Genomic DNA, 22,583 nt, shown 5'->3' on the forward strand with positions numbered 1-22,583 from the left:
TTACGAAAGGCACCTCGTCAGGTTGCTGAAGACAGCCGAGGCCGGTATGCCGGTCAAAGCGCTGTGCAAGAAAGCACAGGTTCAGTGACGAATCGCTCTACACGTGGGGCGCGAAGTTCGGCAACATGGAGGTGTCGGGAGCGCGCCGGCGTATGCCAGGGACACGAAGAAGCGGCGATGAGTGAAAGACCAAAGGCGGAACTCGTGTTGTGCGAAGCGGAGCACAAGCCACTCACGGCGCTGACGATGCGCCGCAAGATGTGGCGTAGGCGGTGACATTGCGAGCGCGGATCGTGCTGGCCTGCGTCGATGATATCGACAACAAGACGGTGACGTGTCATCGAAGTCTTCTGTCCCCACCGGTCGGCCTTCATGGTGCGCCCTATGACTAATATAAGATCCGCCAGGGGAATATGCCCGTCGTCTTAACAAGGTTTCGGGATTTAGCCCACCCGTCTAAAAAGCAGGGCCGTCATTTCGCAAAGGAGGCATCGACTTGCCGGTGAGTGAGTGGGACACCGCATTCGAGCGTGTCATTGACACGCCGCCTTGCGCGCCCTGGTACTGGGCCAGCAGACTTGCGGGAGGCGCACAATACCTTTAAGTGTGCGCCTCCTTATAGAAACATATTGCATCATTCATGACTGATTGTGCAAATATGTACACACCCTTTTTAATTAAGTTCCGGCGACGTACGTACTGGCATCTTTACTTTAAAAACTTTACCATCTGAAAGAAAGAAAATAACCCTAGCACTGTCCCCAGGTGTAATTAAATGAGTGGGTTTTTCAAACATTAAATGATATTTACCAGGAACGAGTTCAAATTGTCCTTTTGCCGGTATTGTAAATTTATCCAATTTAACCATTTTACTAGATTCCGCGTCCACTACCGTTTGATAGATTGTAATTGTTTGGTAGTCTGGACTCTTAATTTTGGTGACATCAAGTGGCTGATCGGAACTGTTTTTCAATGTGATATAACCAGCAGCAGGCAGTGCGTTGGGTAACCAGCGCACCCATACTGATTTTTCCACCGATGTGATGTCAGTCGATACGGGGGTTTTAGCAATTGCTGAGATAGGGGAAAGCCAAGTCAATACACCAGTTAGCAGCAGAGCAAGCAGTCTCATGATTTTTCCTCTTTAGATGGCTAACTAAAAGTCCCGCTTAGATCGAAAACTCCATTCTATCGATTAAATTTGATCTTTAATCTATTCCGTGTACCTCCTTGATATGTTGCAACATGCAAGCACTAAAACGACCAGACAGCGCATAACAGCATATCCATCGAAATTAGGTTGTACAAACAGACAATTCGATGGTGTGGTTCTTAGCCAACACTTCCAGCTTGATCAAGTAGCGACGAGCCACTATAAAGGGCACTCGTGTTACAGTCTTCGACTCAGATGGGTGCACTTTAACGCGATCCGCATATTTCTTTCGATCATCAGCCGCAGCCTGAACTTTATTCCCCCTTCTGCACAACCCGCACTTACATCGTCCCTTTCAACGGCATCCGAGCTCGATCGCTGTCTACTGAATTTTCAGCCGTTCTCAACCCAGTAAGATTCGATGCGCACGTTGTAATTCGTCATAATGTATGTAGCGCTTGCCAATCAGATCAACCCGAACGAAGCAAGCGGCGTCTTTCCAGTGGCAATCTGCGCATTGACTGACTTTGAAGATGCCAAAGTTCTGCGTTCGACTATCGCCGATGTTAATGATGGGGTAATCTCCCGTCTTCCCCGAGGTGCAGAAGCAAAAACTAAGCAACCATAGCCAACTGCTGTACTGGTGCCACCCAGGGCCATGTTCGGGTGGTCGTGATGGTCCGTCCACCTCCAGTCGGTCGCGAAACGCTGTACTCGGTCTAGGTCTTTCCAGTGGTACGGCGACAGCCATTCGTACCGCATGCTCCGGTGCCCTTAGGTAGCCGGGCCCGTTGTCACGCCGAATCGCTTCCGGACCGCCGTGCTTAGTAGATGATCTGCCGCAGCGCACGCCTCACCCGCTCCGACGGCAACGAATCAATCTCGATGTCGAGCGCTTCGCAGTTGAAGTTAGTGTGCGCAAGGAAGCGCCTGCGGCACAGGCGGCAGTCGAAAACCCCGCTTGATTCGTTACCGACACTGGCGGGTCCGAATCCTGCTTCCCTCTAAAGTGCGGCCACGCGAGTGTTTTAACGGCACGACGATACGTTTGACATTGACATTTGCTTTTGTCCCGTCCAGCGTCCGATGTGCGCCGTAATTCGACGGATTCAGGTGGTCGTGCGCGCTATGCAATGCGGCAGAAATTAATCTTTTGTCCGACATTGACATAGGCCGGACGGCTTAGTATGGTGGGCAGGTCCTTCCCTTCCTGACAAGGGCGACCAGTACGCTCGCCATGGCTGCACAGTTCCGTTACGATACGGGTGATGACAAGTTTGTCGCGGGAGCAGTCATGACGGAAGTTAACAAGGAGAATTTAATGTCGGATATCAAAACCGTCCTGTCGGACGCCGAAGACCTGCTCAAGCAAGCAGCGAGCACGACCGGCGAACGTGCGACCGAATTGCGCGAAAAAGCGCTTGCGCGTCTGAAGCAAGCAAAGGAAAAAGCAGCCGATGTCCAAGTTGTGGTCGTTGAAAAAGGCAAGAAGGCGGCTCGTGCCACGGATGATTATGTCCACGACCATCCATGGACGTCGATCGGCATCGCCGCCGGTGTCGGTGTATTGATCGGGCTGCTGATCAACCGTAAGTAGTGCCTGGTGCGACGACGCGTTCGCGTTGTACCTGCCAGCACTGGGTGTTACCGCGTCTCGCGTGCGCGCGACGCGGTGGCTGATTGAACGTTCCGCCTGCCGCGCCCTGCGCGATCTGCTGATGAGCAACGACACTCAACCGCCACCGCCGATTCATGGCCCGCTGCGACGCCTAATCGGATCGGTTTTTTCCCTGCTTCAAACGCGCCTAGAGTTGATCGGTATCGAACTCGCGGAAGAAAAGGAGCGGCTGCTCGGCGTATTGTTCGCTGGGCTCGCAGCCATGATGTTCGCGACAATGGGGCTAATCACGCTGACCGTCCTAATCGCCGCGGCGTTCTGGGAAACGTATCGATGGCAGGCGTTAGCTATACTGACCGTGCTGTACGTTATCGCGGCCTTCGCCTGCGTACAGAAGGCGCGTTCGGGTGTGCGTCGCGCGCCTTTGATCTTCGAGGAAACGCTGGCCGAATTCGACAAGGACCGCGCTATTTTCCGTAAGCCATCGCCATGAACAATCGCCATTCTAACGGCCGTCTCGCCCAGCCGGCTTCTGTGCGCGGGTCGGGTGACCCCAAGGTGCGGGCGATCCGCAAGGAGCTATTGCTGGCGCGCGCCGATCTCGACCGGCTAGACATCGCTGGAGCCGGTCAGGAACTGCGCCAAGGCGCCGCAAAGCTCAGTTGGATCAGGTGGCTAATGCCCGGCATTAGTCGGTTCCGCTCATTGCACCGGCTCCCAGTCATCGGTGCATTGCTGAACCAGCATCCGGTTCTCGGTTCGATCGCGTCGGCCGCGTTCGCCGGCCCTGTGCGTCGCGTGGTAGTACGCAACGCCAAACCGTTGCTGAAATGGACCGTGTTGGGTGCCGCCGCGTGGCAGGGCTACAAGCTATGGAAGGCGGTACGTCCGCAACGCCGCACGGCGGCCGCCGTAGCGAAGGACATCAGCCCGGCCACACGCCCGCGCGACGCCCACAGGAGCACTTAGGGTGTTCGCACCACGCGCGACTGCCGCTCGTTGATGCACTGGAACGTCGTAGCGACACCTTGCGCCGGCGCAGTATGCACCTCATCGGGTCCAGCGGACTGGCGGGTCCGCCCGCGACCCCGGGCGCCGGAATTGCTCCGCTCTCCCGTAGCATCGAGCCTGAATGTAGCGTACAGGTGATCGTCGGCCATCGGGCCGTCGTGCAGCAGCTCGGCCACCACGGAGTAACCGCCATTGACCCGCGTCGCGTGGGTGATGTCGCTTAGGCGTTGCGTGCGTGTCCAGCGCACCAGCGCATGCTTTTGCGCCACCGTCATCTCAAGCACATCCCGTTGCTTAATCGCGTCGGCCGACATGCCAGTATAGGTGTGCTTCCATCAATGCAGCGTCACGCGCTGATGCCGCACGCCTCGCACAACCCCAAAAGGGACGCCCCACACGCCACGCGCTAAGCACGGCTACGCGCTGGCGTGCAGACTATTGGTGTCGTCTCACTCGACCATCCTGATTCAGTCTGGCCGCGCGCTTAGCGAAACAAATGACGGCACGGCCTGGTTATTATTTACTACGTTATGCCATGCTATTTAATTCAATTCATACTTGACAATGCACAAAAAAATGCAATAGAAACCGCTCTAAAAATTCAACCTTTGAGCTACGAATGCCACAAAAATCGTCGTCTAAGAGCGCATTGAGCCATTCTACGTAATAATGACTTTATCGGAGCAAGGCTTTGTATAACTTAACTAAACTGATCCGAAGAATTAACTTCTCATGCGGCCTGCGCCGGTACGGGGGAGGTCAATCCAAACGCCCCGAATCTTGGCAACTTCAGGTTTTTTACTTCATCGTGCCTTGATCACCTATTGCAGCGCACGCTCGCAAACGTGGTGGAGCACAACCTTTGCCTGTGCTGCTTCCATGTTGGCGCCTGAAGCGACCAATAAAACCTTGGATGAACGCCGCTCCCTGTTCTATAGTAATGTGACGCTTGTATAGAAACTTGCCAGCGTAACAATTGCATCACATGATGCGATGTTAGCCGAAGATTGGCAGCCAGACGCCAGCGTAGGGTCGGCGTTATGGAGTTGGTCGACGAGCGACGATAGGCCACGGTGCCACGGCGCGCTGTTAATGCTGCAAACGAGTTGCGTAGCGATCTAGATGGAGATTTGCCGCAATGGCGCACCACGCGGCTAAAGCGGTATCCGCTGGCGATGGCCATGAATTAACCAGGCCGCGCAACAGAATTGGCAATTTATTTGGGCGGGCTTTAGGCCGGCATGCTTAACCTATATGCAGCTTTTAAATAGGAGGTAGAATGCTGAGGACAATAGCAACTCAAGCAGCTAAATATGGCGGCGGTTTCGTGGGAGGCGTGCTCATCGACCGTCTATCCAAAAGGGACAACAATGCTAACGAAACAGAGACAGTTCAAACGACAAATTCACCGAAAGTCCCTAATTCTATCTTGCAAACCGGTAACCAACGCCTTGGTGATATAAGCCGACGCATCGCGCCAGCAGAAGGAGCAAATCCTATCGTCGAAGGTATTACTCATCAATATGATAAGCGTGTGGGTTTGGTGGACAAATGTCGGACGTTGATCACGCAACCCTCTCAGTCAGTGCAGAATGCGCAAACAGCATTCCAGGATCTAGCCGATGATGCTAGGACGGTGCAAGGCGCCGTCAATATTACGCGCGGAAATGCCTCGATTACACCGCAAGAGGCGACTCAAATTACTGGCGCTGTGATAGCAGATACGGCTCAAGGCGCGTACAAGACAGCGCGGGGCGCCGCCAGTGCGGCACTCGCAAGCGTCACCACAACACCAGAAGGTATCGAGCAAGTCGCAGAAGCGATTAAAGGTCGTGCTACGCATGATGCGGCTGCAGCCGCAGCCGGTTTAACGGCGACAACCGCTGTGGCAACGGCCCTCGGCATGGTTCCCCATCCCGCCGCCAAAGCTGCCTCTATTGTTCTTAAAGTAGGTGGACCGGCCGCAGCGGGTGCGGATCTTTCCGAAAAGGCGCGCAAAGCATCGGGTAAGACAAGTGGCAGCGCGGCAAAAAAGGTGATTGGGGAAGTGCTGCGCGAGAAGGCGACCAATAAGGCGCCCAATGATACGGCACCAGCACCCTCTACTTCGTTGACTGCAGCGGCTAAATCTACCCCAATTAATCCTTTTCATGCGATGCAATTAGCGTCAAAGGGGCGCCAGAATCCACAGATGAACCTGACGCAGTGTGTGGAAAAATGGATGGATAAAAATTGGGCACCAACGGCCAAAGAAAGCTCTAGCAAAGATCTGTTTTTACGGCAAGACTCTGCCTCGATGGAAAAAGGCGTGGCACTTGATGAGGAAGAAGTTGAGACAGAAAATGACGAGAATACAGCAGAACCGTCCCCAGCAGCGAGCGCGCAAGACATTGAATCTGTCGCGCTGCGCGCTCCGCTAGCAATCGATCGCACGTGATTTAAATGCAATTATGGTGCGCATTAAGAAAGGATGCGAACACGCGTGCACTACGGCTGCCGCCGGGTGCACGTGATGGTTCGACGGCACGCGCCGGCGCGGCGCGCGCATCATCGAGTCCAGCAATACGTCTGCTCGTGCCATCGCGGGAGGATACGCGCCGGGTCCGACGGACTAGCGGATCCGCCCGCAGCCCCAGCTGCGCCGGAATTGCTTCGCTGTCCCGTGGCGTCGAGCTTGAACGCACCGCACAGGTGATCGTCGGCCATCGGGCCGTCGTGCAGCGGCTCAGCCACCACGGAGTACCCGCCATTGGCCCGCGTCGCACCGGTAACCCGTAGCGCATAGGCGGCGCGCGCACCCGGCGGTACGCGCCCGAACTCTGCCGGAAGTACAATGGGATCCGTGACGATGCCAGTTCCACCGAGCGCCTGCGTCCGCTGTACGAGTTGGATCTCGACATAGTGAGCAGCGCGATAAACGGCGCTGACGGCGGCTACCCGCATACTGCGGCGCATTTGCTCACGATACGTTGGCAACGCATAGGTTGCGAGGATAGCAACGAGCGCCAATGCCATTGCCAGTTCGACCAGCGTCATGCCCCGGCACCGTACCGCGCTCAAAACGGCCTGCGGGCCACGAACCGCCATCCGGTACGCACCGTCCGCTGCGTGTCGCCAACCCACATGATCGCCTGCAACCATATCTCGCTCTCCTCCTCGACCGCGAAGCCGCGCGCGGTCAGCAGATAAGCGGTCGCGCCAGACTCTGAGACATTCACCCCCTCGATCAGGCACTGCGGCGCCCGCCCGCCGGCACGCCAGCGACGCACCGGCTGTATCGCGCTACCGGCTTCCCCGTTGAATAGCGCACGCTGATGCCATGCGGGCATGGCCTGTGGGCTCGGTGTGACACCATGAACCGGTGCACCGATGTCGAACGCATGCGTCACGTAACGTTCGCACCATCGCAGCGCCGAATCCGCCGCATGAAATGCTTCGATATGCGCGATGAGTCCACGCTCCATGCGCGCCGTTGAGCGCACCGCGTCCAATGATGATTCGAGCAGCGCGGTCAACGCGACAGCGAATATCAACACGAGCGGCAGCGCGCTGCCACGCTGCCTGAGCAACGCGCGCATCATCACGCGCCGCCCGCAACGGTGTTGCGAATCGCCACGCGGCGCATCCAGGCGGTACGGATCCGTCGATCGGCCGGCATCACCCGTTTGCCGTCGCAATCAAGGTAGGTCGTCGGACGCGTCGCCACCGGTCCGCGCGACACGATGCAGACATCGATGGCTACGATACGACGCCAGTCCGGCTCGGATAACGACGACGCGCGAACCGCGGCGTGGGCGCCGGCGAGCCAATAGGACAAACGCAGCTGCTCGATGCCATCGACCAACGGCTGTGCCGTCATGTCGTGGCCATTGCCCCGGCAATAAAGCTCCGGTTGGTCGAGTGTACGCTCCTGAACGTAGAAACGCACCGCAATCGTGTCGCCTGTCACGTTCTGGCCCAGGCAATCGGTGGGCCAGTTGTCTTTCGATGGCCAGGTCGCCACCGGGTCGGCCGCATACCGAAAAACCACGCCATCCGAGTCGTGCATGACCGCGCGGCATCGCCCAGCTTGCTCGCGTTCGGGTATGCCGCGCTCACAACCGAAGATCGGCGGGTCTCGCGTCGTCTCATCCGCAGCGAGCGAATCGGGGGCTTCAGCCGCCCGCGTCGACGTTGGGGCCGTTGAGGCGCGCGATGTCTGTGGGAAAGCCTGCGGCATTCCGGCAAGTCTTGCATGCGCCGCAATGATCTCCAGCGCCTGTTGAGCGGCGGCTACGGCCCGGCGGGTTTCGTCAACCCGACCGGCCGTCCCGCTAAGCGTGCCATACGACCCGGCCAGCAAGAGCGTGAGCATCAAACCAATGGTCGATGAAAGGAGCCATTCCACCAGCGTATGCCCCCCAGCACGCCTGCGTGGCACGCTGATCATGCGAGGAAGCCCAGCGATAGGCAGCGGCGCACATATCCGTCGGGCGGCACGATCGTCCCGCGGCACGCCGCTGCCCGCTGCGACGCGCCGGCGGCCGGTTCCGACCATTCGAGTATCAGCAGGTCGGCCCCGTCCGGATCGCGTTCCACCGTCACGGTACCGTCGAGCAGTTGGCGTGACGCATCCCGACTCGCGTGCGCGAGCGCCACGGATTGCGGGTGTCCGGCGCGCATCAACTCGAGCGCGGCGTCCGCGATTAACGCCGCTCGCATACGATTCGACAAAGCTTGATCCGAACGCACCATCGCCTGCCACGCCGCGCCCGCGCCAACGATGGCCACCGCGGCCAATGCAGTGGCTATCGCGGCTTCGATCATCGTGGCCCCCGCTACGCCCGGCCGCGACACACGTAACGCGCGCCATGGCGCCCGGACCGTGGGCGGGACCACACCGATCGTGCGCAGCCGGCTCGACAAGCCACGCGCGAAACTCATCTGCGATACGCATCAGCATGGATCAACGCACGGCCACCGGCCGCAAGACGAACATGCAACGCCGCAATACGCGGTGACGCGCGCGCTGCGCGCACCGCAAAGCCGCGAAAGCTGCCAGCGGATAAGCCGGCGGGCGGCAAAAATCTCATTTCCGTCGTACTGCCGGTGATCGTCACATCGCTCACAGCCGGTTGTGTGTGTAGCAGGATCGGCCACGCGCCGACGCCAGGCTGCCGGGTCTGCACCAGCCAGCCGCAGGACCAGTCCAGCGCGCCCGTGGCGCACGGTCGGCCAGGTAAGATGCACTGACCCGCGCCATCCGAGCGGCAGACCGTCACCGGTGCCTGACGCGCCACGGCCTCGCTACGGGCCAACGACAACGTGCGCGCCAGTGCACGCGCCGTCGCCCGAATCTGCTCTCGCGAATGCCATTCGTGGAGCGACGGAATCACCCATGCTGCCAACGCCAATGAAATTGCCATGACTGTACAGATCTCGGCCAGCATGAATCCGCGCCGCCGCGCGGCTCGATATCGTTCCACCGTCACGCCTCCTGGATGCCCGTGACACACAACGCTCGATGCGTTGCCATTGACGAACACTGTAGGACGGCGCGCGGCGCGCAACAATTGACCGAATGGCCAGCGGCGCCGGGCCAGGCGCTTGCGCCCGCTTCGCGTCGCGGATCTTTAGCCGCAGCACGTCGAACTACACGCCATGCGGCTTAATGGTGGAACAGCGATATAGGATGGGAAACGCGATGACGCCGTCAGAGGCGCCTATGACTGCCGCTTGCGCGACGCGGAGCCGGACGTGCCGGCTGCGGATCGACCGAACTCATCGATTAGATTCTTGAACTCGGACACGTCCTCAAAACGCTTGTACACCGATGCGAAACGTACATAGGCGATCTTGTCGAGCTTGCGCAACTCGTCCATCACCAGTTCGCCGAGCCGTTCGCTGCGCACCTCGCGCTCGCCGGATGCCAGTAACTGGTACTCGACACGCGCCACCGCCTCGTCGATCGCCTCGGCGGCCACGGGCCGCTTGCGCAACGCAAGTTGCATACTGGACAGAATCTTGCGGCGGTCGAATTCGACTCGCGTGCCATCCTTCTTGACGACCGTTGGCAGCGCGAGTTCGACCCGCTCGTATGTCGTGAAGCGCTTGTCGCAAGCCGGGCAGCGGCGGCGGCGGCGGATCGCTGCGCCGTCCTCCGACACGCGCGAATCCACCACCTGGGTGTCGTCGTGCCGGCAAAACGGGCAGCGCATGGCGATTCGTCCCGCAGCTTACTTGTACACCGGGAACCGGCGCGTGAGTTCGGCGACTTGGCCACGCACCCGCTCAATGGTTGCCGCATCTTCTGGATTGTCCAGCACATCGGCAATCAGGTTGCCGACCTGCTCGGCCTGCTCGGGACCGAAACCACGCGTGGTCATCGCCGGCGAGCCGAGCCGGATGCCGCTAGTCACGAACGGCTTTTCCGGATCATTCGGGATCGCATTCTTGTTCACGGTGATGTGCGCGGCGCCCAACGCGGCCTCCGCAGCCTTGCCCGTGATCTGTTTCGCACGCAGATCGACCAACATCACATGGCTCTCGGTGCGGCCGGATACGATCCGCAAGCCGCGCCTGACCAGCGTTTCGGCGAGCGCGCGCGCGTTGTCCACGACCTGCTGCTGGTAGGACTTGAACTCCGGCGCCAGCGCTTCCTTGAACGCGACGGCCTTCGCCGCGATCACGTGCATCAACGGACCGCCCTGAATGCCCGGAAAAATCGCTGAATTGACCGCCTTTTCGTGCTCGGCCTTCATCAGAATCACGCCGCCACGCGGACCACGCAAGCTCTTGTGCGTGGTTGTCGTCACGAAGTCGGCATGCGGCACAGGGTTCGGATAGACGCCGGCGGCAATCAACCCCGCATAGTGCGCCATGTCCACCATGAAATAGGCACCGACCGACTTCGCGATCCGTGCCAGGCGCTCGAAGTCGATGCGCAGCGAGAACGCCGACGCGCCCGCGACCAGCAGCTTCGGCTTGTGCTGCTGCGCGAGCTGCTCGGCTGCATCGTAGTCGATGTCCTCGTTCTCGTTCAGCCCGTAGCTGACGACATTGAACCACTTGCCGGACAGGTTGACCGGCGAGCCGTGCGTCAGGTGGCCGCCATGCGCGAGGCTCATGCCCATGATCGTATCGCCCGGCTTGAGGACCGCGAAGAACACCCCCTGATTGGCCTGCGAACCCGAATTGGGTTGTACATTCGCCGCCTCCGCGCCAAACAGCTGCTTGACCCGCTCGATCGCCAACTGCTCGACCACATCGACATATTCGCAGCCGCCGTAGTACCGCTTGCCGGGATACCCTTCGGCGTACTTGTTGGTCAGTTGGGAGCCTTGGGCCGCCATCACCGCCGGGCTCGTATAGTTTTCCGACGCGATCAACTCGATATGGTCTTCTTGCCGGCGGTTCTCGTTCTGAATCGCCTGCCAGACTTGCGGATCGACGTTCGCAATGGTTTGCTCGGCTTTGTCAAACATGCGTCAGTTCCCTTCAATGTTCAAACGGTTGACCGAATCGGTGCACTGTCGCGCCCACGGCAGGAATACGGTCCTGGAACGGCTTAGCGGAAGGAGACTTCCGATGACGCAAGGACAGGACAGCCCGGGTGACGCAACGACTGCGACCGGATCACGGCTGCCCAGGCGAACGGCAAGAATGCACCCCGCGCTTCACGGTGGTTGCTCCACCTCCGACTTAAAAGTCGCTATCGCCAGTTACGCAGGGTTAGGCGCGTTAGTGTATTGGAAGGGGGCTGAATAGGCAACTGAGCGTGGCATTAAAAACGCCCGTTCATTTTTTTCCGTCATTGCGACGTCGCGGCTGCTTATACGCAGCGCGACACCGTTCATCGTTCGGGACTGTCACACGCGTTCCGGTAGAATCCCGCGGATGAATAGGATCTCGCCTGAACCGGCAGCCCGGCCCGGCTTTATATGGCCGGTACGCGTATATTTTGAAGACACCGACGCCGGCGGCATTGTCTTCTACGCCAATTACCTCAAGTTCTTCGAACGGGCCCGCACCGAGTGGCTGCGTGCAGGCGGCATCGACCAGCGGCAGCTGGCCGACACCCAGCAGGTCATGTTCGTCGTGCGCAGCACTGCCGTCGACTACCGGGCCCCGGCGCGCCTGGACGACGTGCTAATTATCGAGAGTCGTATCGAGCGGCTCGGCCCCGCCTCGGTTGATTTTTACCAACAGGCAAGTTGCGACGGCAAAGTGCTATCCACCGGCACGATCCGCGTGGCCTGCGTCCAACGCACGACAATCCGGCCCGTGCCATTGCCTGACACCGTACGCCAAGCGCTGCTGAGCGGCCCGCGCGATGCGCAGCTGTCAACGCTCGCACGCTGACATACGTTGACACTGCACAGAACGTGAGCCGATCCGCTCCACCCAGTGAATCACCATGAATAACGCACAAGACCTTTCGATCATTTCGCTCGTATTGAACGCAAGCCTGCTGGCGCAAGCCGTCATGGCACTGCTGCTGTTGCTGTCGCTGATGTCCTGGACTTTCATCTTCCGCAAATGGTTCTCGATCCGTCGCGCCCGCGCGCAGACTGAATGGTTCGAGCGCGATTTCTGGTCGGGTGGCGACCTACAGACGCTATACCAGAGCGCGGCGACCAATCGTCATACGATTGGCGCCCTCGAGCGGATCTTCGAGTCAGGCATGCGTGAGTTCCTGAAAGCCAAGGAAAAACGCGTCGCCGAACCCGGTGCGATTCTGGATGGTGCGCGTCGCGCGATGCGCGCCGCGTTCCAGCGCGAAATGGACGCGCTCGAGGCCAACCTAGCGTTTCTTGCGTCGGTCGGCTCGGTGAGCCCGTACATCGGCCTGTTCGGCACTGTCTGGGGCATTATGAACGCGTTTCGCGGGCTTGCGAACGTGCAGCAGGCGACGCTGGCTAGCGTCGCCCCTGGCATCGCGGAGGCGTTGGTCGCCACCGCCATCGGCCTGTTTGCGGCCATCCCGGCGGTGGTCGCCTATAATCGCTACGCACACGACATCGACCGCCTGTCGATCCGCTTCGAGACCTTCATCGAAGAATTTTCGAACATCCTGCAACGGCAGGCTCACTGACGGGGAACCCGATGGCCGGCACTCCGATCCGCTCCAGTCTGCGCGGTGGCCGTTCGCGCCGCGCGATGTCCGACATCAACGTCGTTCCGTACATCGACGTGATGCTCGTGCTACTCGTCATTTTCATGGTGACCGCTCCGCTTGTCGCGCCGTCGATCATCAACTTGCCCACGGTCGGCAATGCTGCTCCGCAGGAACAGACGCCACCCGTTATCGTCAATATCAAGCCTGACGGCGCCATGAGTGTTAAATACAAGAACGACGCGTCGGGCACCACGCAGGAATTGCCGATGACGCTGGCAGACCTGGACCACTTTGTCGCCGACCGGGCGCAGGCCCACCCCGACCAGCCGGTCGTGATCGGCGCGGACAAAGCGGTCAAGTACGAGATCGTGATGAACGTCATGTCGCAGCTGAAAGCAAACGGCGTGAAACGCGTCGGGCTGCTCGTCAAGCCGAAATGAAGCCGAAAACAGGATATCCGTTTGACCCGCCGCGGGAACGTGGCACGCTGCGCGCACTCGCGCTCGCCGCGTTGATGCACGTGCTGCTCGCACTCTTTCTGTACCACGGGATGAAATGGCAAAACAGCCCCCCTGCCGGCGCTGAAGCAGAAATCTGGACGCAGGTGCCGAGCACGCCGGCCTCGCCCCCCCCTGCCCCTGCGCCGACGCCAGCGCAGCTCGCGCCACCGCCAGCACAGCGCGAGGAGGCGGACATCGCGTTGCAACAGGAGAAGCGGCGCAAGCAACAAGAGGCGGAGCGCCAGGCGCAAGTGGCCGAACAGGAGCGCGTGCACAGGCAAGCCGAGGCGCGCCGCCAGCAACTCGCCGCGCAAAAAGCAGCGGCCGAGAAACTGAAGCAGCAAGAAGCAGAAAAATTGCGCGAGCAGCAGCTCGCGGCGCAGCAACGGCAAGAGGCGCTGAAAAAGCAAGAAGCGTTGAAGGCGCAGCAGGAAAAGGAGCAGCAGGAAAAGCTTGCCCAGGCGAAAAAACAGCAGGAGCAACAAGCGGCCAAGGCCAAGCAGGCGGCCGAGCAGGCCGCGCGCCAGAAGCTCAACCAAGCGCGCCGGGCACGGCTGGCGCAGTTGCAGGGCCTGGCCGGTGATGCGCCCGGGGGTAACGGACTGGCCAAGAGCGGCACAGGCACGGGAAGCGGCGGAACCGCAACGTCAGCTGGCTATGCGGACAAGGTGCAGCGCCGTGTGCGGCCCAATGTCATCTGGTCCGGGCCCACTGAAGGGCTAGACACGCTGATTGCCGTACGCTGCGCACCCGACGGTGCGCTGCTCGACGCGCGCATCGCACGCAGCAGTGGTAACGTGCAGTGGGACGACGCGGCGCTGCGTGCGGTCCAACGCTCCGATCCGATGCCGCTGGATACCCATGGCAAGGCACCGGCAAGCTTCAATATTCGGATGCGGCCTGCCGGCAGATGATTAGTCGTTGACCGAGGCACATCTCCATGCACGCTCGTAAAGCACCGCGGTGCGATTGCGCTAAGGGAACGATCGCCCCGTTTCACGGTCTGTTCTGGGTTGCAAAATCGCCAATAATGTAGTCAGGGAAAGTAGGAAAAGCCATGAGTTTGATTAAAAAACTGGGGCTGAAAACGCTAGTTGCGTCATTGCTCGTCACCGCCGGCACATCGGCGCGCGCCGACCTGACGGTGCTCGTCACAGGTGTCGGTTCGACCCAGTTCCCGATTGCGGTGGCAAATTTTGCAAACGGGGCCAATTCACCGCAGCAGGTCGCGGCGATCGTGCGGGCCGACCTGGCCCGCAGCGGCAAGTTCAGCAACATCGACGCGGGTAGCGCGCCGGTGTCCGAATCCGACTCAGTCGATCTCGGCGGTTGGAAGGCCAAGGGGGCAAGCGCGTTCGTCGGCGGCAGCGTCACGCGGCTCGCGAACGGCCAGTACGAAGTACGATTCCGTCTGTACGACACGGTCAAGCAACAAAGCCTGGGCGGGCTCTCACTTGTAAGCCCGGAAAGCGGGCTGCGTATGAGCGCGCACAAGGCCGCCGACTACATCTATCAAAAGCTACTTGGCTCGCACGGGATGTTCGCCACGCGGCTGTCATATGTGACGCGGCACGGCGGACGTTATCAACTCAAGATCTCCGACTCGGACGGCCAGAACGAGCATATCGCGCTGACGAGTCCGGAGCCGATCATCTCTCCAACGTGGTCTCCGGACGGCACGAAGCTCGCCTACGTATCCTTCGAAAGAAAGAAACCGATCGTGTACATTCACGACTTGCCAACCGGCCGGCGCATGATGGTATCTGACCAAAAGGGCAACAACAGTGCACCGGCGTGGTCGCCGGACGGCACGAAGCTCGCGGTAGCGCTGTCGCTGACCGGCAATACGCAGATCTTTATTGTCAACGCCGATGGCTCCGGCTTGCGCCGCCTTACCCGCGGCAACTCGATCGATACCGAGCCGGCCTTCTCACCGGATGGGCAGTCAATCTACTTCACCAGCGACCGCAGCGGCCCGCCTCAAATCTACAAGATGCCCGTACAAGGCGAATCGGTGAGCGCCGCGCAGCGTGTGACGTTCAACGGCAGCTACAACACCAGTGCGCGCGTCTCGCCGAACGGCAAAGAACTTGCGTATATTTCGCGCGTTGGCGGTGCATTCAAGCTGTATCTGCAGGACCTGTCGACAGGATCCGCGACGGCGCTCACCGACACGACGCACGACGAATCACCGAGTTTCGCGGCGAACGGCCAATACCTGCTCTACGCGACGCATGTCAATGGCCGCCAAGTGCTGGCCGCGGTTTCGACCGACGGCAGCATACGGCAGGTGTTGTCGATCCCGGGCGGCGGCGTGCGTGAGCCGTCCTGGGGCCCTTTCATGCAATAACCATAAGGAGAGCTTCAAATGATGTCCAAATTGCGTATCGTTTTTGCAGCGCTGATGGTGGGCGCATTGGCGGCATGCCACTCCGGTGTCAAGCTTGATGAAGGCGCCAACGCCAAGGCAGGCGCCGTGGGCACGCAACCGCAGTCGACCGACGTGCAGCAAGTCAATGTTGACGAGCTTAACAACCCGAACAGCCCGCTTGCCAAACGCAGCATCTACTTCGATTTCGACAGCTACGCCGTCAACAATGAATATCAGCCACTGCTGCAAGCCCACGCGCAATACCTGAAGGGCCATCCGCAACGCCACGTGCTGATCCAAGGCAACACCGACGAGCGCGGTACCAGCGAATATAACCTGGCATTGGGCCAAAAGCGTGCCGAGTCGGTACGCCGCGCGCTGGCACTGCTCGGGGTAAACGACAGTCAGATGGAAGCAGTGAGCCTGGGTAAGGAAAAACCGGCTGCGACGGGCCACGACGAAGCCTCGTGGGCGCAGAATCGCCGCGCCGATCTCGTCTATCAATAACCAGTGGTGACTGACGCATGAAAGTCCGTTTCAGTAGGCTGCGCGTTGCTGCAGCTGTGGCTGCGACAGGCGCCGCGCTTGCCGCGCCGCCTGCGCACGCCGGTCTGTTCGACGATAACGAGGCACGGCAGGCGGTGCTGGACCTGCGCGCGAAAGCCGACTCGTTGGCAAACCAGATGAGCGCGGCGCAGCGCACGATACTCGATCAATCGAACCGCCTTGACCAGCTGAACCAGCAGGTAGCAACGTTGCGCGGACAGAACGAGGACTTGGCCAATCAAGTCGCCGCGCTGCAAAAGCAACAGCGTGACTACTACACCGACCTGGATGCCCGACTGAAGAAGTTCGAACCTCAGCAACAGACGATCGATGGCGTCCAGGGCGAGGTACAGCCAGGCGAAACGGACGCGTTCAACGCAGCGCTGCAACTGTTCAAGAACGGTGACTTCAAGGGCGCAACGTCGGGATTTAAGGCGTTCGTGTCGAAGTATCTAAACAGCCCCTATCAGCCGACGGCACAATACTGGCTCGGCAATGCGTTGTACGCACAGCGAGACTACAAGGCGTCGACGACAGTGTTGCAGGGTGTCGTGACAAAGTACCCCACGCACCCGCGCGCGCCGGAGGCATTGCTCGCTATCGCGAACAACCAATTGGAGCAAGGGCAGAAGACAGCCGCGAAGCGAACACTGGGACAAGTGCTTGCGCGATACAGCGGATCGAATGCCGCGCAGGCGGCACAAAGCCGGTTGGCGCAGATCCGATAAGGAGAGTACCGGTCGGCGGCTCGCCGTGAATCGTTCGCTTGACCAATCGGTTTTTTGTCGATATAATTTCTGGCTCTTTGGGTCGTTAGCTCAGCTGGTAGAGCAGCGGACTTTTAATCCGTTGGTCACTGGTTCGAATCCAGTACGGCCTACCAAGGAAATCAAGGCAAGGGCTCGCACGTGAGTGTGGGCCCTTTTCCATTGGACGATGAGTCCATTATTAGACAGCGTCTCATATCGAGCGGCCACGAGTTCATTGCTGCGTGTAATGAAATCAATACCCTCGCGTTGGGCCTGTTTAGCTGCCATATCAACGCTTTCTAGTACACGTCAACCATGACGTCGTCCGGCGTAATATCCGCCGTCTGAATCCGCCCAGCCAATAGGTCGCCGACCTTCTCCGGCTTGGTTACTCAGAGTGTCAGCATCGACAGGAAGCCGTTGGCCGGATCGATGCGCATCAAGGCGAGCGTGCCAACCGCCCGGCCGCTTGTTAGATTGATCACCGCAAAATGCAACGGATCCGTGCTCGCCGCGGCACTTTCGGCGTAGCGCCGATAACTGACCTCGTCATCGAACGGTCCGACCGCCAGATACGTCCAGTCCCGGCCGTCGGTCGCCTTTGCGTACGCGGCGTGCAGCATTGACGCATGCCGGTCAGGCTGCAACGGTTCAAGCCGGCAATAGCGTCCATGCAGTGTGACGCGCCGCGGGTAAGCGCGCGCAGACCAATCGGCAAGAGGCCGCCCAACCGGCTGGCCGAACGTGTTCGTCGGGGTGGACAAGGTCATTCTCTCATCGATGACGGCCGGCGTGATGCCGGTGGGGTTTGACGCACATCTTAGTCATCCAGCGGTACCGTGAGAAGCGCTAGGGCTAGTGGTTTTCATCGTGCCAGCCGCAGTGGATGGCGCAACAGGCGCACCCGGCATGCGAGGAAATCGACGGCAACGCTGCCCTTCAGATCCTCGCGATCCGTTGCCGCGTCATTGAGATAGTTGCGCGAACACGGGTTTTCACCGATGGCCGCTACGCTGGACCGGCCCGTCACATCTGTTTGATAGGCCCGCATCGGCACGACTGGCCGGCAGCACGTCGCCGTGCCCCGGCCAACGTCTCGCGCAGTCTGCGATACCCGAACGGGCCGCATAATTGGGCCCGTGTGCCCGGGCGAACTGGCGTGGAACGACGTAACGACAGCGCTGACACGATGAACGGACAAGGTCAGCCGTCCGCGTGCGATCATGCAGAACCCGAGCTTACCAAACACATCACGCAACGCCGTGCAAACGCAACCACGTCAAGCACTCATTCCATGCATGTGCAGCGTCGGCGGGTTGGTAGCTCGCCCGATAGTCGGCAAAAAACGCATGTCCGGCGTGCGGATAGACATCAATACGCGATGACCTGGCGGCGGGACTCCCCTGCTCAAGTCCGGCGCGCATCGCGCTCAGATGTGCCGCCGGCACGATCGGGTCCTGTCCGCCATACAGGCCCAGCACGGGCGCGTACAGCCGGGACGCTACGCTAACCGGATGGGCGGGCGTGCAGCCCGTCACATCGCCATCGAGCCGACCGTACCATGCCACGCCCGTCTTGACGCTCGCGTTATGCGCCGCGTAGAGCCATGTGATGCGGCCACCCCAGCAAAAACCCGTGACGCCGAGCCGGCCGACGTCCCCACCCAGCACACCGGCATGCGCTGCGACTGCGTCGAGGTCGGCGATCACCTGTGTATCGGCAGTCCGGGACACCACCTCGCGCATCAATTCAGGCAGTGTCTGGTACGCTGAAGCATCGCCACGGCGCGCAAACAGGTCCGGTGCGAGCGCCAGATAGCCCAGCTTAGCAAAGCGCCGGCATACGTCCGCGATGTGCGCATGCACACCGAATACTTCCGACACAACCAGCAGCACCGGGTGCGAGCCGCCGCCCGAACCGGGCTTTGCAAAATAGACCGGAACCTCAAAGCCGGCCGACGAAACGCTCGTTTCACCCACCACCAATCCTTGCGCGTCGGTATGGATCGTAGTGCCTTGCACCGGCGAGGCCGCTGCTGATACGCGCTCGTGCGCGCCCATCGCGGTGCGCGCACTGTTCGACTTGAGCTTCGGGTCGTCCATTCGACTGTCCCTCATGCTCAGCGCGGACCAAATCCGCGATACGGCAGTAGCGGTACTAGATGCTCGAGTTCTAGCATCCCGGCCTTAACCAACGGCAACGACTCGATCATCGCGCGGGCCGCTGACTCAGAATCGGCTTCGAGAATCGAGCAGGCCCCACGCTTGTCGCCGCGGTACCAGATCTGGCGCACTGAGCCCTCGATGTACAGCGTGCGGGCACGCTGGGCCTCGTCCTCGAGCAACGGTGCAAAGTCCTCATCCGAATAACGATCCGTACGCAAGCGCGACAGAGCAAGAAATTGCATCATGCGACTCCACGATTCAGGATACGTTGAGTGTAGCGGCACGGCGATGTACCACCAATGCACGCGATACCCGCATGTCGTTGACTTCAGGGCAACGCTTGCATGGGTGACCGACATGCGCGGCATGACCTCCTGGTCGTCGTATCAACATCATGCCGGAACTATCCCGTTTGAAAGGAAACGGTTGTGGGCCAGGGTCAACGCTCGTAAATAGTGGGCGGAGCGCCAGGTCGACGGTGTCGTCGAAAAACAAATATAAGTGGTTACCGTCGTTAAAAGTGCGCAGCGCTTACATTTTGAGTCATGGTGCTTGCCGTTTTCACGTCTATCAAAGATAATCGGGCAACGCGCATTCTAGCATTTCATGCACGTTTAAGCATCGCATGCAAGTTGTGTGCGCAACAACCAGAAGAATCAATTGATCGCACATTAGCCCTCGAATGCAGCGCTCTCGCATGTCATCACTGTTTGATGAGCAGCGATTATTTACAATAATGAATATAAATAACATTTATTTCAGCATTACATCAAATAAATTGCAACTTTGCGCATATCAGTTCGAAATTTGTCGGTTTTAATTAGGTCTGCGCGCTTGGCTTTTTCGAATAGCTCCTCTATAGTTGAATCACTTTATGACGGTGGTACTGGGTATCGTTAAACCTTGTACATATCGGCTGTTTATGAAGCCATGAGATGATTCGCTAGCAGGACAAGTGCATCTCAACAAAAGGTTTGGTTTCACGAAAGTAAAGTCTGGAGTGAATGGAAATGACGAAGTACCTCCTGCTACACTTATCCATCCTGCCTGCGCTCCTCCTCCCCCTTCGGCGCTGGATTTAATTTAGATATTGCGAGGCGTTTACACTGCACGTAGCATCCAAGTCACCGTTACGTTGACGTTTTACATGCAAGCTTGATCCGTATTCGTCAGTTTCGCTACGGTAACTATTTATAAAGTCATATTGAGGCAGGTATCCGTCGCCCTCCTCAGGTGTAGTTACGTGCGTTTACCGTATGCTGTAAAGCCGAATGTTTTAACATCTGAGTGTTTTGAGCGTGTATGCAATGCAGTCAGAATTCATTTTCCTTCTTTTTAGGCACTGTCACCTTATCAACCGGCGGAAGTAAAGGAGTTCATGTATGACTAATCCCTTTGATGACCAAAATGGAAGCTTCGTGGTGCTGGTTAACTCTGAGAATCAGCACTCATTGTGGCCGAATTTTTCTGAGGTGCCTGCGGGCTGGCAAGTGGTGCACGGACCCGATACACGCCAAGCTTGTCTTGATTATGTCAACACGCATTGGACCGACATGCGCCCCAAAAGCCTAATTGAGAAAGATGACTGAGCCAAAGCACCGGCGCGGTTGATCTGCTTACGTGATAAGCGAAGTTATTTTTTGTCACTCCTTGACTGAACAATATTGATATGAAAATCCTTGGCATCAACTCCGCCTATCATGAATCCTCTGCTTCGATTGTCATCGACGGTAAAATCGTAGCGGCGGCCGAAGAAGAGCGATTCACACGGATCAAGCATGCGAAAGAAGCTTGTGTCAGTGGCCCAGCTGAGCTACCAAAAAACAGCATACAGTTTTGCCTTTCCCATGCAGGATTGAAAGCCACTGATTTGGATGGGGTCGCCTACTCGTTTGATCCCGCCCTCAGAAAGCGCGAGTTCAAGCTCGATTCGCTCAGCCTACCAGGTGATTGGGGAAGTGCGGAAGGAGAGGAAATTTTTCTTGCCAAGCTCAAACAAGTTCCTGGTGCAATTGATGCGCTTTTAGATCGTCAATTTGGCAGCAAGTTAGCCTTTGTTCCACATCATATCGCTCATGCCGCTTCTACTTTCTATCCGTCTGGCTTCGATCAGGCTGCCATCCTTGTCGTCGACGGGATCGGCGAGTCGGGCTGTACTTTGCTGGCTCGTGGGGAGGGCAATAAGATAACGACACTGGATCAGGTTGCCTATCCGCACTCGCTCGGGTTCCTGTGGGAAAAACTGAGCAAATATTTGGGCTTTTCTGAATATGATGCTTGCAAGCTGATGGGGCTGGCCGCTTATGGTGATCCAGCTGTCTTCCGAGATAGATTCAAGAAACTGCTTAATTCAGAAGAAAGACGATATACGATCGATCCGGAAGTAGCCCATTTCCGTCTGCCCGACTTCGAGCAGATCGAGGCATTGTTTGGCCCGGCACGAGTCGATAAGGAACCGATCCTCGACCATCATCGCCACGTTGCCGCCGCCCTTCAAGAAGCCACGGATCACGCGCTTATGGGATTGGTGCGCGAGCTGCGTGAGCGCGCCGCCTCCGATAAATTGTGCTATGCAGGCGGTGTCGCGCTGAATTGCGTCAGCAATTCCGTCATCAAGGAAAGCGGCTTATTTTCTCAAATGTATGTCCCCACCGCTCCGCATGATGCAGGCACGGCGGTTGGCGCCGCGCTGCATCTTTATTATTCGCTTTCCGGCCAACGTCCAGCGCAGGCGGATACTAACCCGTATTTGGGCCCGGCGTTTTCCGATGCCGCTATCGATGCCGCATTCCGTGACGCAGGTCTATCACCCCAACACAGCGCTGATCCCGCGCGCGATGCGGCAACGCTGATCGCCAACGGCAAGATCGTAGCCTGGTTTCAAGACCGCATGGAATTTGGTCCACGCGCGCTGGGTAACCGTTCACTATTGGCCGATCCTCGCAGCGCGTCGATGCGCGAGGTGCTCAATGTGAAGGTTAAGCACCGTGAGGAATTTCGTCCTCTCGCACCGAGCGTACTGGCTGAAGAAGCCGCCAACTGGTTCGAACTCGGCCAAGCATCGATGAGCCACCAATTGATGCTGTTCGCCTGCCCGGCAAAGCAAGATCGCCAAGCATCGATTCCAGCGGTCCTTCATAAGGATCATTCCGCTCGTGTGCAGATGGTCAGTCGAGAGAGCAACCCTAAATTCCACGCACTGATTAAGCATTTTTTTGATAAGACCGGTGTACCGGTTGTACTCAATACCTCATTCAACGATAGCGAACCTATTGTCTGCACGCCATCGGATGCAATCAAGACGTTCCAAGGAACGGCCATTGATGCTTTGTTTATTGGCGATCGGTTTGTCGTCAGATAAGTCAGTGCTCGA

At 58.7% G+C, this 22,583-nt stretch carries 25 protein-coding genes, 1 tRNA gene, 1 pseudogene and 1 riboswitch; of the genes and pseudogenes, 15 read left to right on the forward strand and 12 right to left on the reverse strand.

The annotated features are described in order from the left end of the window. Positions 1–46 precede the first annotated feature (46 nt). Positions 47–149 (forward strand): annotated as a pseudogene (locus tag KQH55_RS08280) (transposase); the annotation flags it as partial. Between the two features lie 524 nt (positions 150–673). Here the strand turns inward: KQH55_RS08280 and KQH55_RS08285 are convergent. Continuing rightward, a complete protein-coding gene (locus KQH55_RS08285) occupies positions 674–1,132 on the reverse strand; it encodes a copper chaperone PCu(A)C (RefSeq protein WP_235090581.1) in 459 nt (152 codons plus the stop codon). Positions 1,133–2,447: 1,315 nt separating this feature from the next. Here KQH55_RS08285 and KQH55_RS08290 point away from each other — a divergent pair. The 3 genes from KQH55_RS08290 to KQH55_RS08300 all read left to right on the forward strand — a co-directional run bounded on the left by KQH55_RS08290 (position 2,448) and on the right by KQH55_RS08300 (position 3,740). Continuing rightward, the gene (locus tag KQH55_RS08290) at positions 2,448–2,750 is read left to right on the forward strand and encodes a YqjD family protein (RefSeq protein ID WP_076797229.1); all 303 of its coding nucleotides are present in this window, start codon (positions 2,448–2,450) and stop codon (positions 2,748–2,750) included. Between the two features lie 121 nt (positions 2,751–2,871). After that, the gene (locus KQH55_RS08295; RefSeq protein WP_076787796.1) at positions 2,872–3,264 is read left to right on the forward strand and encodes a phage holin family protein; all 393 of its coding nucleotides are present in this window, start codon (positions 2,872–2,874) and stop codon (positions 3,262–3,264) included. Continuing rightward, positions 3,261–3,740, forward strand: a complete 480-nt coding sequence (locus KQH55_RS08300) for a DUF3318 domain-containing protein (RefSeq protein WP_076795700.1) — start codon at positions 3,261–3,263, stop codon at positions 3,738–3,740. The genes KQH55_RS08295 and KQH55_RS08300 overlap by 4 nt, the downstream gene beginning before the upstream one ends. On the opposite strand, the gene KQH55_RS08305 is transcribed toward KQH55_RS08300, so the two are convergent. Beyond that, positions 3,737–4,096, reverse strand: a complete 360-nt coding sequence (locus KQH55_RS08305; protein WP_076795703.1) for a hypothetical protein — start codon at positions 4,094–4,096, stop codon at positions 3,737–3,739. The genes KQH55_RS08300 and KQH55_RS08305 overlap by 4 nt on opposite strands. Before the next feature lie 965 nt (positions 4,097–5,061). On the opposite strand from KQH55_RS08305, the gene KQH55_RS08310 reads away from it, so the two are divergent. Then, positions 5,062–6,219: a hypothetical protein gene (locus KQH55_RS08310; protein ID WP_139337378.1), complete on the forward strand. Its 1,158-nt coding sequence runs from the start codon at positions 5,062–5,064 to the stop codon at positions 6,217–6,219. Between the two features lie 110 nt (positions 6,220–6,329). Here KQH55_RS08310 and KQH55_RS08315 read toward each other — a convergent pair whose 3' ends face one another. From KQH55_RS08315 to glyA, 7 genes are all read right to left on the reverse strand, one after another. Then, a complete protein-coding gene (locus KQH55_RS08315) occupies positions 6,330–6,923 on the reverse strand; it encodes a type IV pilin protein (protein ID WP_306666076.1) in 594 nt (197 codons plus the stop codon). Further along, on the reverse strand, positions 6,839–7,360 hold the full coding sequence (locus KQH55_RS08320) for a hypothetical protein (RefSeq protein WP_170872414.1): 522 nt from the start codon (positions 7,358–7,360) through the stop codon (positions 6,839–6,841). Before KQH55_RS08320 ends, KQH55_RS08315 begins: the two co-directional genes overlap by 85 nt. 2 nt (positions 7,361–7,362) lie before the next feature. Further along, positions 7,363–8,136 carry a PilW family protein gene (locus KQH55_RS08325; RefSeq protein ID WP_235090582.1) on the reverse strand — a complete coding sequence of 258 codons (774 nt, stop codon included), beginning with the start codon at positions 8,134–8,136 and terminating at the stop codon, positions 7,363–7,365. Positions 8,137–8,207: 71 nt separating this feature from the next. After that, complete coding sequence (locus KQH55_RS08330) at positions 8,208–8,705, reverse strand: hypothetical protein (RefSeq protein WP_076786580.1); 498 nt, start codon at positions 8,703–8,705, stop codon at positions 8,208–8,210. Continuing rightward, positions 8,702–9,247, reverse strand: a complete 546-nt coding sequence (locus tag KQH55_RS08335) for a GspH/FimT family pseudopilin (protein ID WP_139337379.1) — start codon at positions 9,245–9,247, stop codon at positions 8,702–8,704. Before KQH55_RS08335 ends, KQH55_RS08330 begins: the two co-directional genes overlap by 4 nt. A gap of 237 nt (positions 9,248–9,484) precedes the next feature. Beyond that, the gene (gene nrdR / locus KQH55_RS08340; protein WP_076786578.1) at positions 9,485–9,979 is read right to left on the reverse strand and encodes a transcriptional regulator NrdR; all 495 of its coding nucleotides are present in this window, start codon (positions 9,977–9,979) and stop codon (positions 9,485–9,487) included. An 18-nt stretch (positions 9,980–9,997) separates the two neighbouring features. Further along, positions 9,998–11,245 carry a serine hydroxymethyltransferase gene (glyA, locus tag KQH55_RS08345; RefSeq protein ID WP_076786576.1) on the reverse strand — a complete coding sequence of 416 codons (1,248 nt, stop codon included), beginning with the start codon at positions 11,243–11,245 and terminating at the stop codon, positions 9,998–10,000. A gap of 152 nt (positions 11,246–11,397) precedes the next feature. Beyond that, positions 11,398–11,496: riboswitch (ZMP/ZTP riboswitch) on the reverse strand. 152 nt (positions 11,497–11,648) lie between these two features. Here glyA and ybgC point away from each other — a divergent pair. The 8 genes from ybgC (at position 11,649) to KQH55_RS08385 (ending at position 17,179) form a co-directional block, all read left to right on the forward strand. After that, on the forward strand, positions 11,649–12,122 hold the full coding sequence (gene ybgC, locus KQH55_RS08350; protein ID WP_076795719.1) for a tol-pal system-associated acyl-CoA thioesterase: 474 nt from the start codon (positions 11,649–11,651) through the stop codon (positions 12,120–12,122). 55 nt (positions 12,123–12,177) lie between these two features. Continuing rightward, positions 12,178–12,855 carry a protein TolQ gene (tolQ, locus tag KQH55_RS08355; protein WP_076786573.1) on the forward strand — a complete coding sequence of 226 codons (678 nt, stop codon included), beginning with the start codon at positions 12,178–12,180 and terminating at the stop codon, positions 12,853–12,855. An 11-nt stretch (positions 12,856–12,866) separates the two neighbouring features. Continuing rightward, the gene (gene tolR, locus KQH55_RS08360; protein ID WP_076786571.1) at positions 12,867–13,319 is read left to right on the forward strand and encodes a protein TolR; all 453 of its coding nucleotides are present in this window, start codon (positions 12,867–12,869) and stop codon (positions 13,317–13,319) included. Continuing rightward, positions 13,316–14,293 carry a cell envelope integrity protein TolA gene (tolA, locus tag KQH55_RS08365; protein WP_235090583.1) on the forward strand — a complete coding sequence of 326 codons (978 nt, stop codon included), beginning with the start codon at positions 13,316–13,318 and terminating at the stop codon, positions 14,291–14,293. The genes tolR and tolA overlap by 4 nt, the downstream gene beginning before the upstream one ends. A 143-nt stretch (positions 14,294–14,436) precedes the next feature. After that, positions 14,437–15,729, forward strand: a complete 1,293-nt coding sequence (gene tolB / locus KQH55_RS08370) for a Tol-Pal system beta propeller repeat protein TolB (RefSeq protein ID WP_235090584.1) — start codon at positions 14,437–14,439, stop codon at positions 15,727–15,729. Between the two features lie 18 nt (positions 15,730–15,747). After that, positions 15,748–16,257, forward strand: a complete 510-nt coding sequence (gene pal / locus KQH55_RS08375) for a peptidoglycan-associated lipoprotein Pal (RefSeq protein ID WP_076786566.1) — start codon at positions 15,748–15,750, stop codon at positions 16,255–16,257. Between the two features lie 17 nt (positions 16,258–16,274). Then, the gene (gene ybgF / locus KQH55_RS08380; RefSeq protein WP_235090585.1) at positions 16,275–17,024 is read left to right on the forward strand and encodes a tol-pal system protein YbgF; all 750 of its coding nucleotides are present in this window, start codon (positions 16,275–16,277) and stop codon (positions 17,022–17,024) included. Between the two features lie 79 nt (positions 17,025–17,103). Beyond that, positions 17,104–17,179 (forward strand) — tRNA-Lys (locus tag KQH55_RS08385). 258 nt (positions 17,180–17,437) lie between these two features. Here KQH55_RS08385 and KQH55_RS08390 read toward each other — a convergent pair. The 3 genes from KQH55_RS08390 to KQH55_RS08400 all read right to left on the reverse strand — a co-directional run bounded on the left by KQH55_RS08390 (position 17,438) and on the right by KQH55_RS08400 (position 19,452). Further along, positions 17,438–17,815 carry a GNAT family N-acetyltransferase gene (locus KQH55_RS08390; protein ID WP_373566374.1) on the reverse strand — a complete coding sequence of 126 codons (378 nt, stop codon included), beginning with the start codon at positions 17,813–17,815 and terminating at the stop codon, positions 17,438–17,440. A 480-nt stretch (positions 17,816–18,295) separates the two neighbouring features. Beyond that, on the reverse strand, positions 18,296–19,147 hold the full coding sequence (locus KQH55_RS08395) for a dienelactone hydrolase family protein (protein ID WP_076795732.1): 852 nt from the start codon (positions 19,145–19,147) through the stop codon (positions 18,296–18,298). 17 nt (positions 19,148–19,164) lie between these two features. Further along, positions 19,165–19,452, reverse strand: coding sequence for a muconolactone Delta-isomerase family protein (locus KQH55_RS08400; RefSeq protein ID WP_076797231.1), 288 nt, complete (start codon positions 19,450–19,452; stop codon positions 19,165–19,167). A 1,140-nt stretch (positions 19,453–20,592) separates the two neighbouring features. Between KQH55_RS08400 and KQH55_RS08405 the strand changes: the two genes are divergently transcribed. Next, on the forward strand, positions 20,593–20,799 hold the full coding sequence (locus KQH55_RS08405) for an MbtH family protein (RefSeq protein ID WP_076786556.1): 207 nt from the start codon (positions 20,593–20,595) through the stop codon (positions 20,797–20,799). Positions 20,800–20,879: 80 nt separating this feature from the next. After that, a complete protein-coding gene (locus KQH55_RS08410) occupies positions 20,880–22,571 on the forward strand; it encodes a carbamoyltransferase C-terminal domain-containing protein (protein WP_235090586.1) in 1,692 nt (563 codons plus the stop codon). Positions 22,572–22,583: the final 12 nt, after the last annotated feature.

This window comes from Mycetohabitans sp. B3, assembly GCF_021498065.1.
Classification (GTDB): domain Bacteria; phylum Pseudomonadota; class Gammaproteobacteria; order Burkholderiales; family Burkholderiaceae; genus Mycetohabitans.

Bases quoted from the DNA above. Each gene is read 5' to 3' on its own strand.
- KQH55_RS08285 (WP_235090581.1), bottom strand. From the start codon at position 1,132: ATGAGACTGCTTGCTCTGCTGCTAACTGGTGTATTGACTTGGCTTTCC.
- KQH55_RS08290 (WP_076797229.1), top strand. From the start codon at position 2,448: ATGACGGAAGTTAACAAGGAGAATTTAATGTCGGATATCAAAACCGTC.
- KQH55_RS08295 (WP_076787796.1), top strand. From the start codon at position 2,872: ATGAGCAACGACACTCAACCGCCACCGCCGATTCATGGCCCGCTGCGA.
- KQH55_RS08300 (WP_076795700.1), top strand. From the start codon at position 3,261: ATGAACAATCGCCATTCTAACGGCCGTCTCGCCCAGCCGGCTTCTGTG.
- KQH55_RS08305 (WP_076795703.1), bottom strand. From the start codon at position 4,096: ATGTCGGCCGACGCGATTAAGCAACGGGATGTGCTTGAGATGACGGTG.
- KQH55_RS08310 (WP_139337378.1), top strand. From the start codon at position 5,062: ATGCTGAGGACAATAGCAACTCAAGCAGCTAAATATGGCGGCGGTTTC.
- KQH55_RS08315 (WP_306666076.1), bottom strand. From the start codon at position 6,923: ATGGTTGCAGGCGATCATGTGGGTTGGCGACACGCAGCGGACGGTGCG.
- KQH55_RS08320 (WP_170872414.1), bottom strand. From the start codon at position 7,360: ATGCGCGCGTTGCTCAGGCAGCGTGGCAGCGCGCTGCCGCTCGTGTTG.
- KQH55_RS08325 (WP_235090582.1), bottom strand. From the start codon at position 8,136: ATGCTCACGCTCTTGCTGGCCGGGTCGTATGGCACGCTTAGCGGGACG.
- KQH55_RS08330 (WP_076786580.1), bottom strand. From the start codon at position 8,705: ATGAGTTTCGCGCGTGGCTTGTCGAGCCGGCTGCGCACGATCGGTGTG.
- nrdR (WP_076786578.1), bottom strand. From the start codon at position 9,979: ATGCGCTGCCCGTTTTGCCGGCACGACGACACCCAGGTGGTGGATTCG.
- glyA (WP_076786576.1), bottom strand. From the start codon at position 11,245: ATGTTTGACAAAGCCGAGCAAACCATTGCGAACGTCGATCCGCAAGTC.
- tolQ (WP_076786573.1), top strand. From the start codon at position 12,178: ATGAATAACGCACAAGACCTTTCGATCATTTCGCTCGTATTGAACGCA.
- tolR (WP_076786571.1), top strand. From the start codon at position 12,867: ATGGCCGGCACTCCGATCCGCTCCAGTCTGCGCGGTGGCCGTTCGCGC.
- tolA (WP_235090583.1), top strand. From the start codon at position 13,316: ATGAAGCCGAAAACAGGATATCCGTTTGACCCGCCGCGGGAACGTGGC.
- tolB (WP_235090584.1), top strand. From the start codon at position 14,437: ATGAGTTTGATTAAAAAACTGGGGCTGAAAACGCTAGTTGCGTCATTG.
- pal (WP_076786566.1), top strand. From the start codon at position 15,748: ATGATGTCCAAATTGCGTATCGTTTTTGCAGCGCTGATGGTGGGCGCA.
- ybgF (WP_235090585.1), top strand. From the start codon at position 16,275: ATGAAAGTCCGTTTCAGTAGGCTGCGCGTTGCTGCAGCTGTGGCTGCG.
- KQH55_RS08390 (WP_373566374.1), bottom strand. From the start codon at position 17,815: ATGACCTTGTCCACCCCGACGAACACGTTCGGCCAGCCGGTTGGGCGG.
- KQH55_RS08395 (WP_076795732.1), bottom strand. From the start codon at position 19,147: ATGGACGACCCGAAGCTCAAGTCGAACAGTGCGCGCACCGCGATGGGC.
- KQH55_RS08400 (WP_076797231.1), bottom strand. From the start codon at position 19,452: ATGCAATTTCTTGCTCTGTCGCGCTTGCGTACGGATCGTTATTCGGAT.
- KQH55_RS08405 (WP_076786556.1), top strand. From the start codon at position 20,593: ATGACTAATCCCTTTGATGACCAAAATGGAAGCTTCGTGGTGCTGGTT.
- KQH55_RS08410 (WP_235090586.1), top strand. From the start codon at position 20,880: ATGAAAATCCTTGGCATCAACTCCGCCTATCATGAATCCTCTGCTTCG.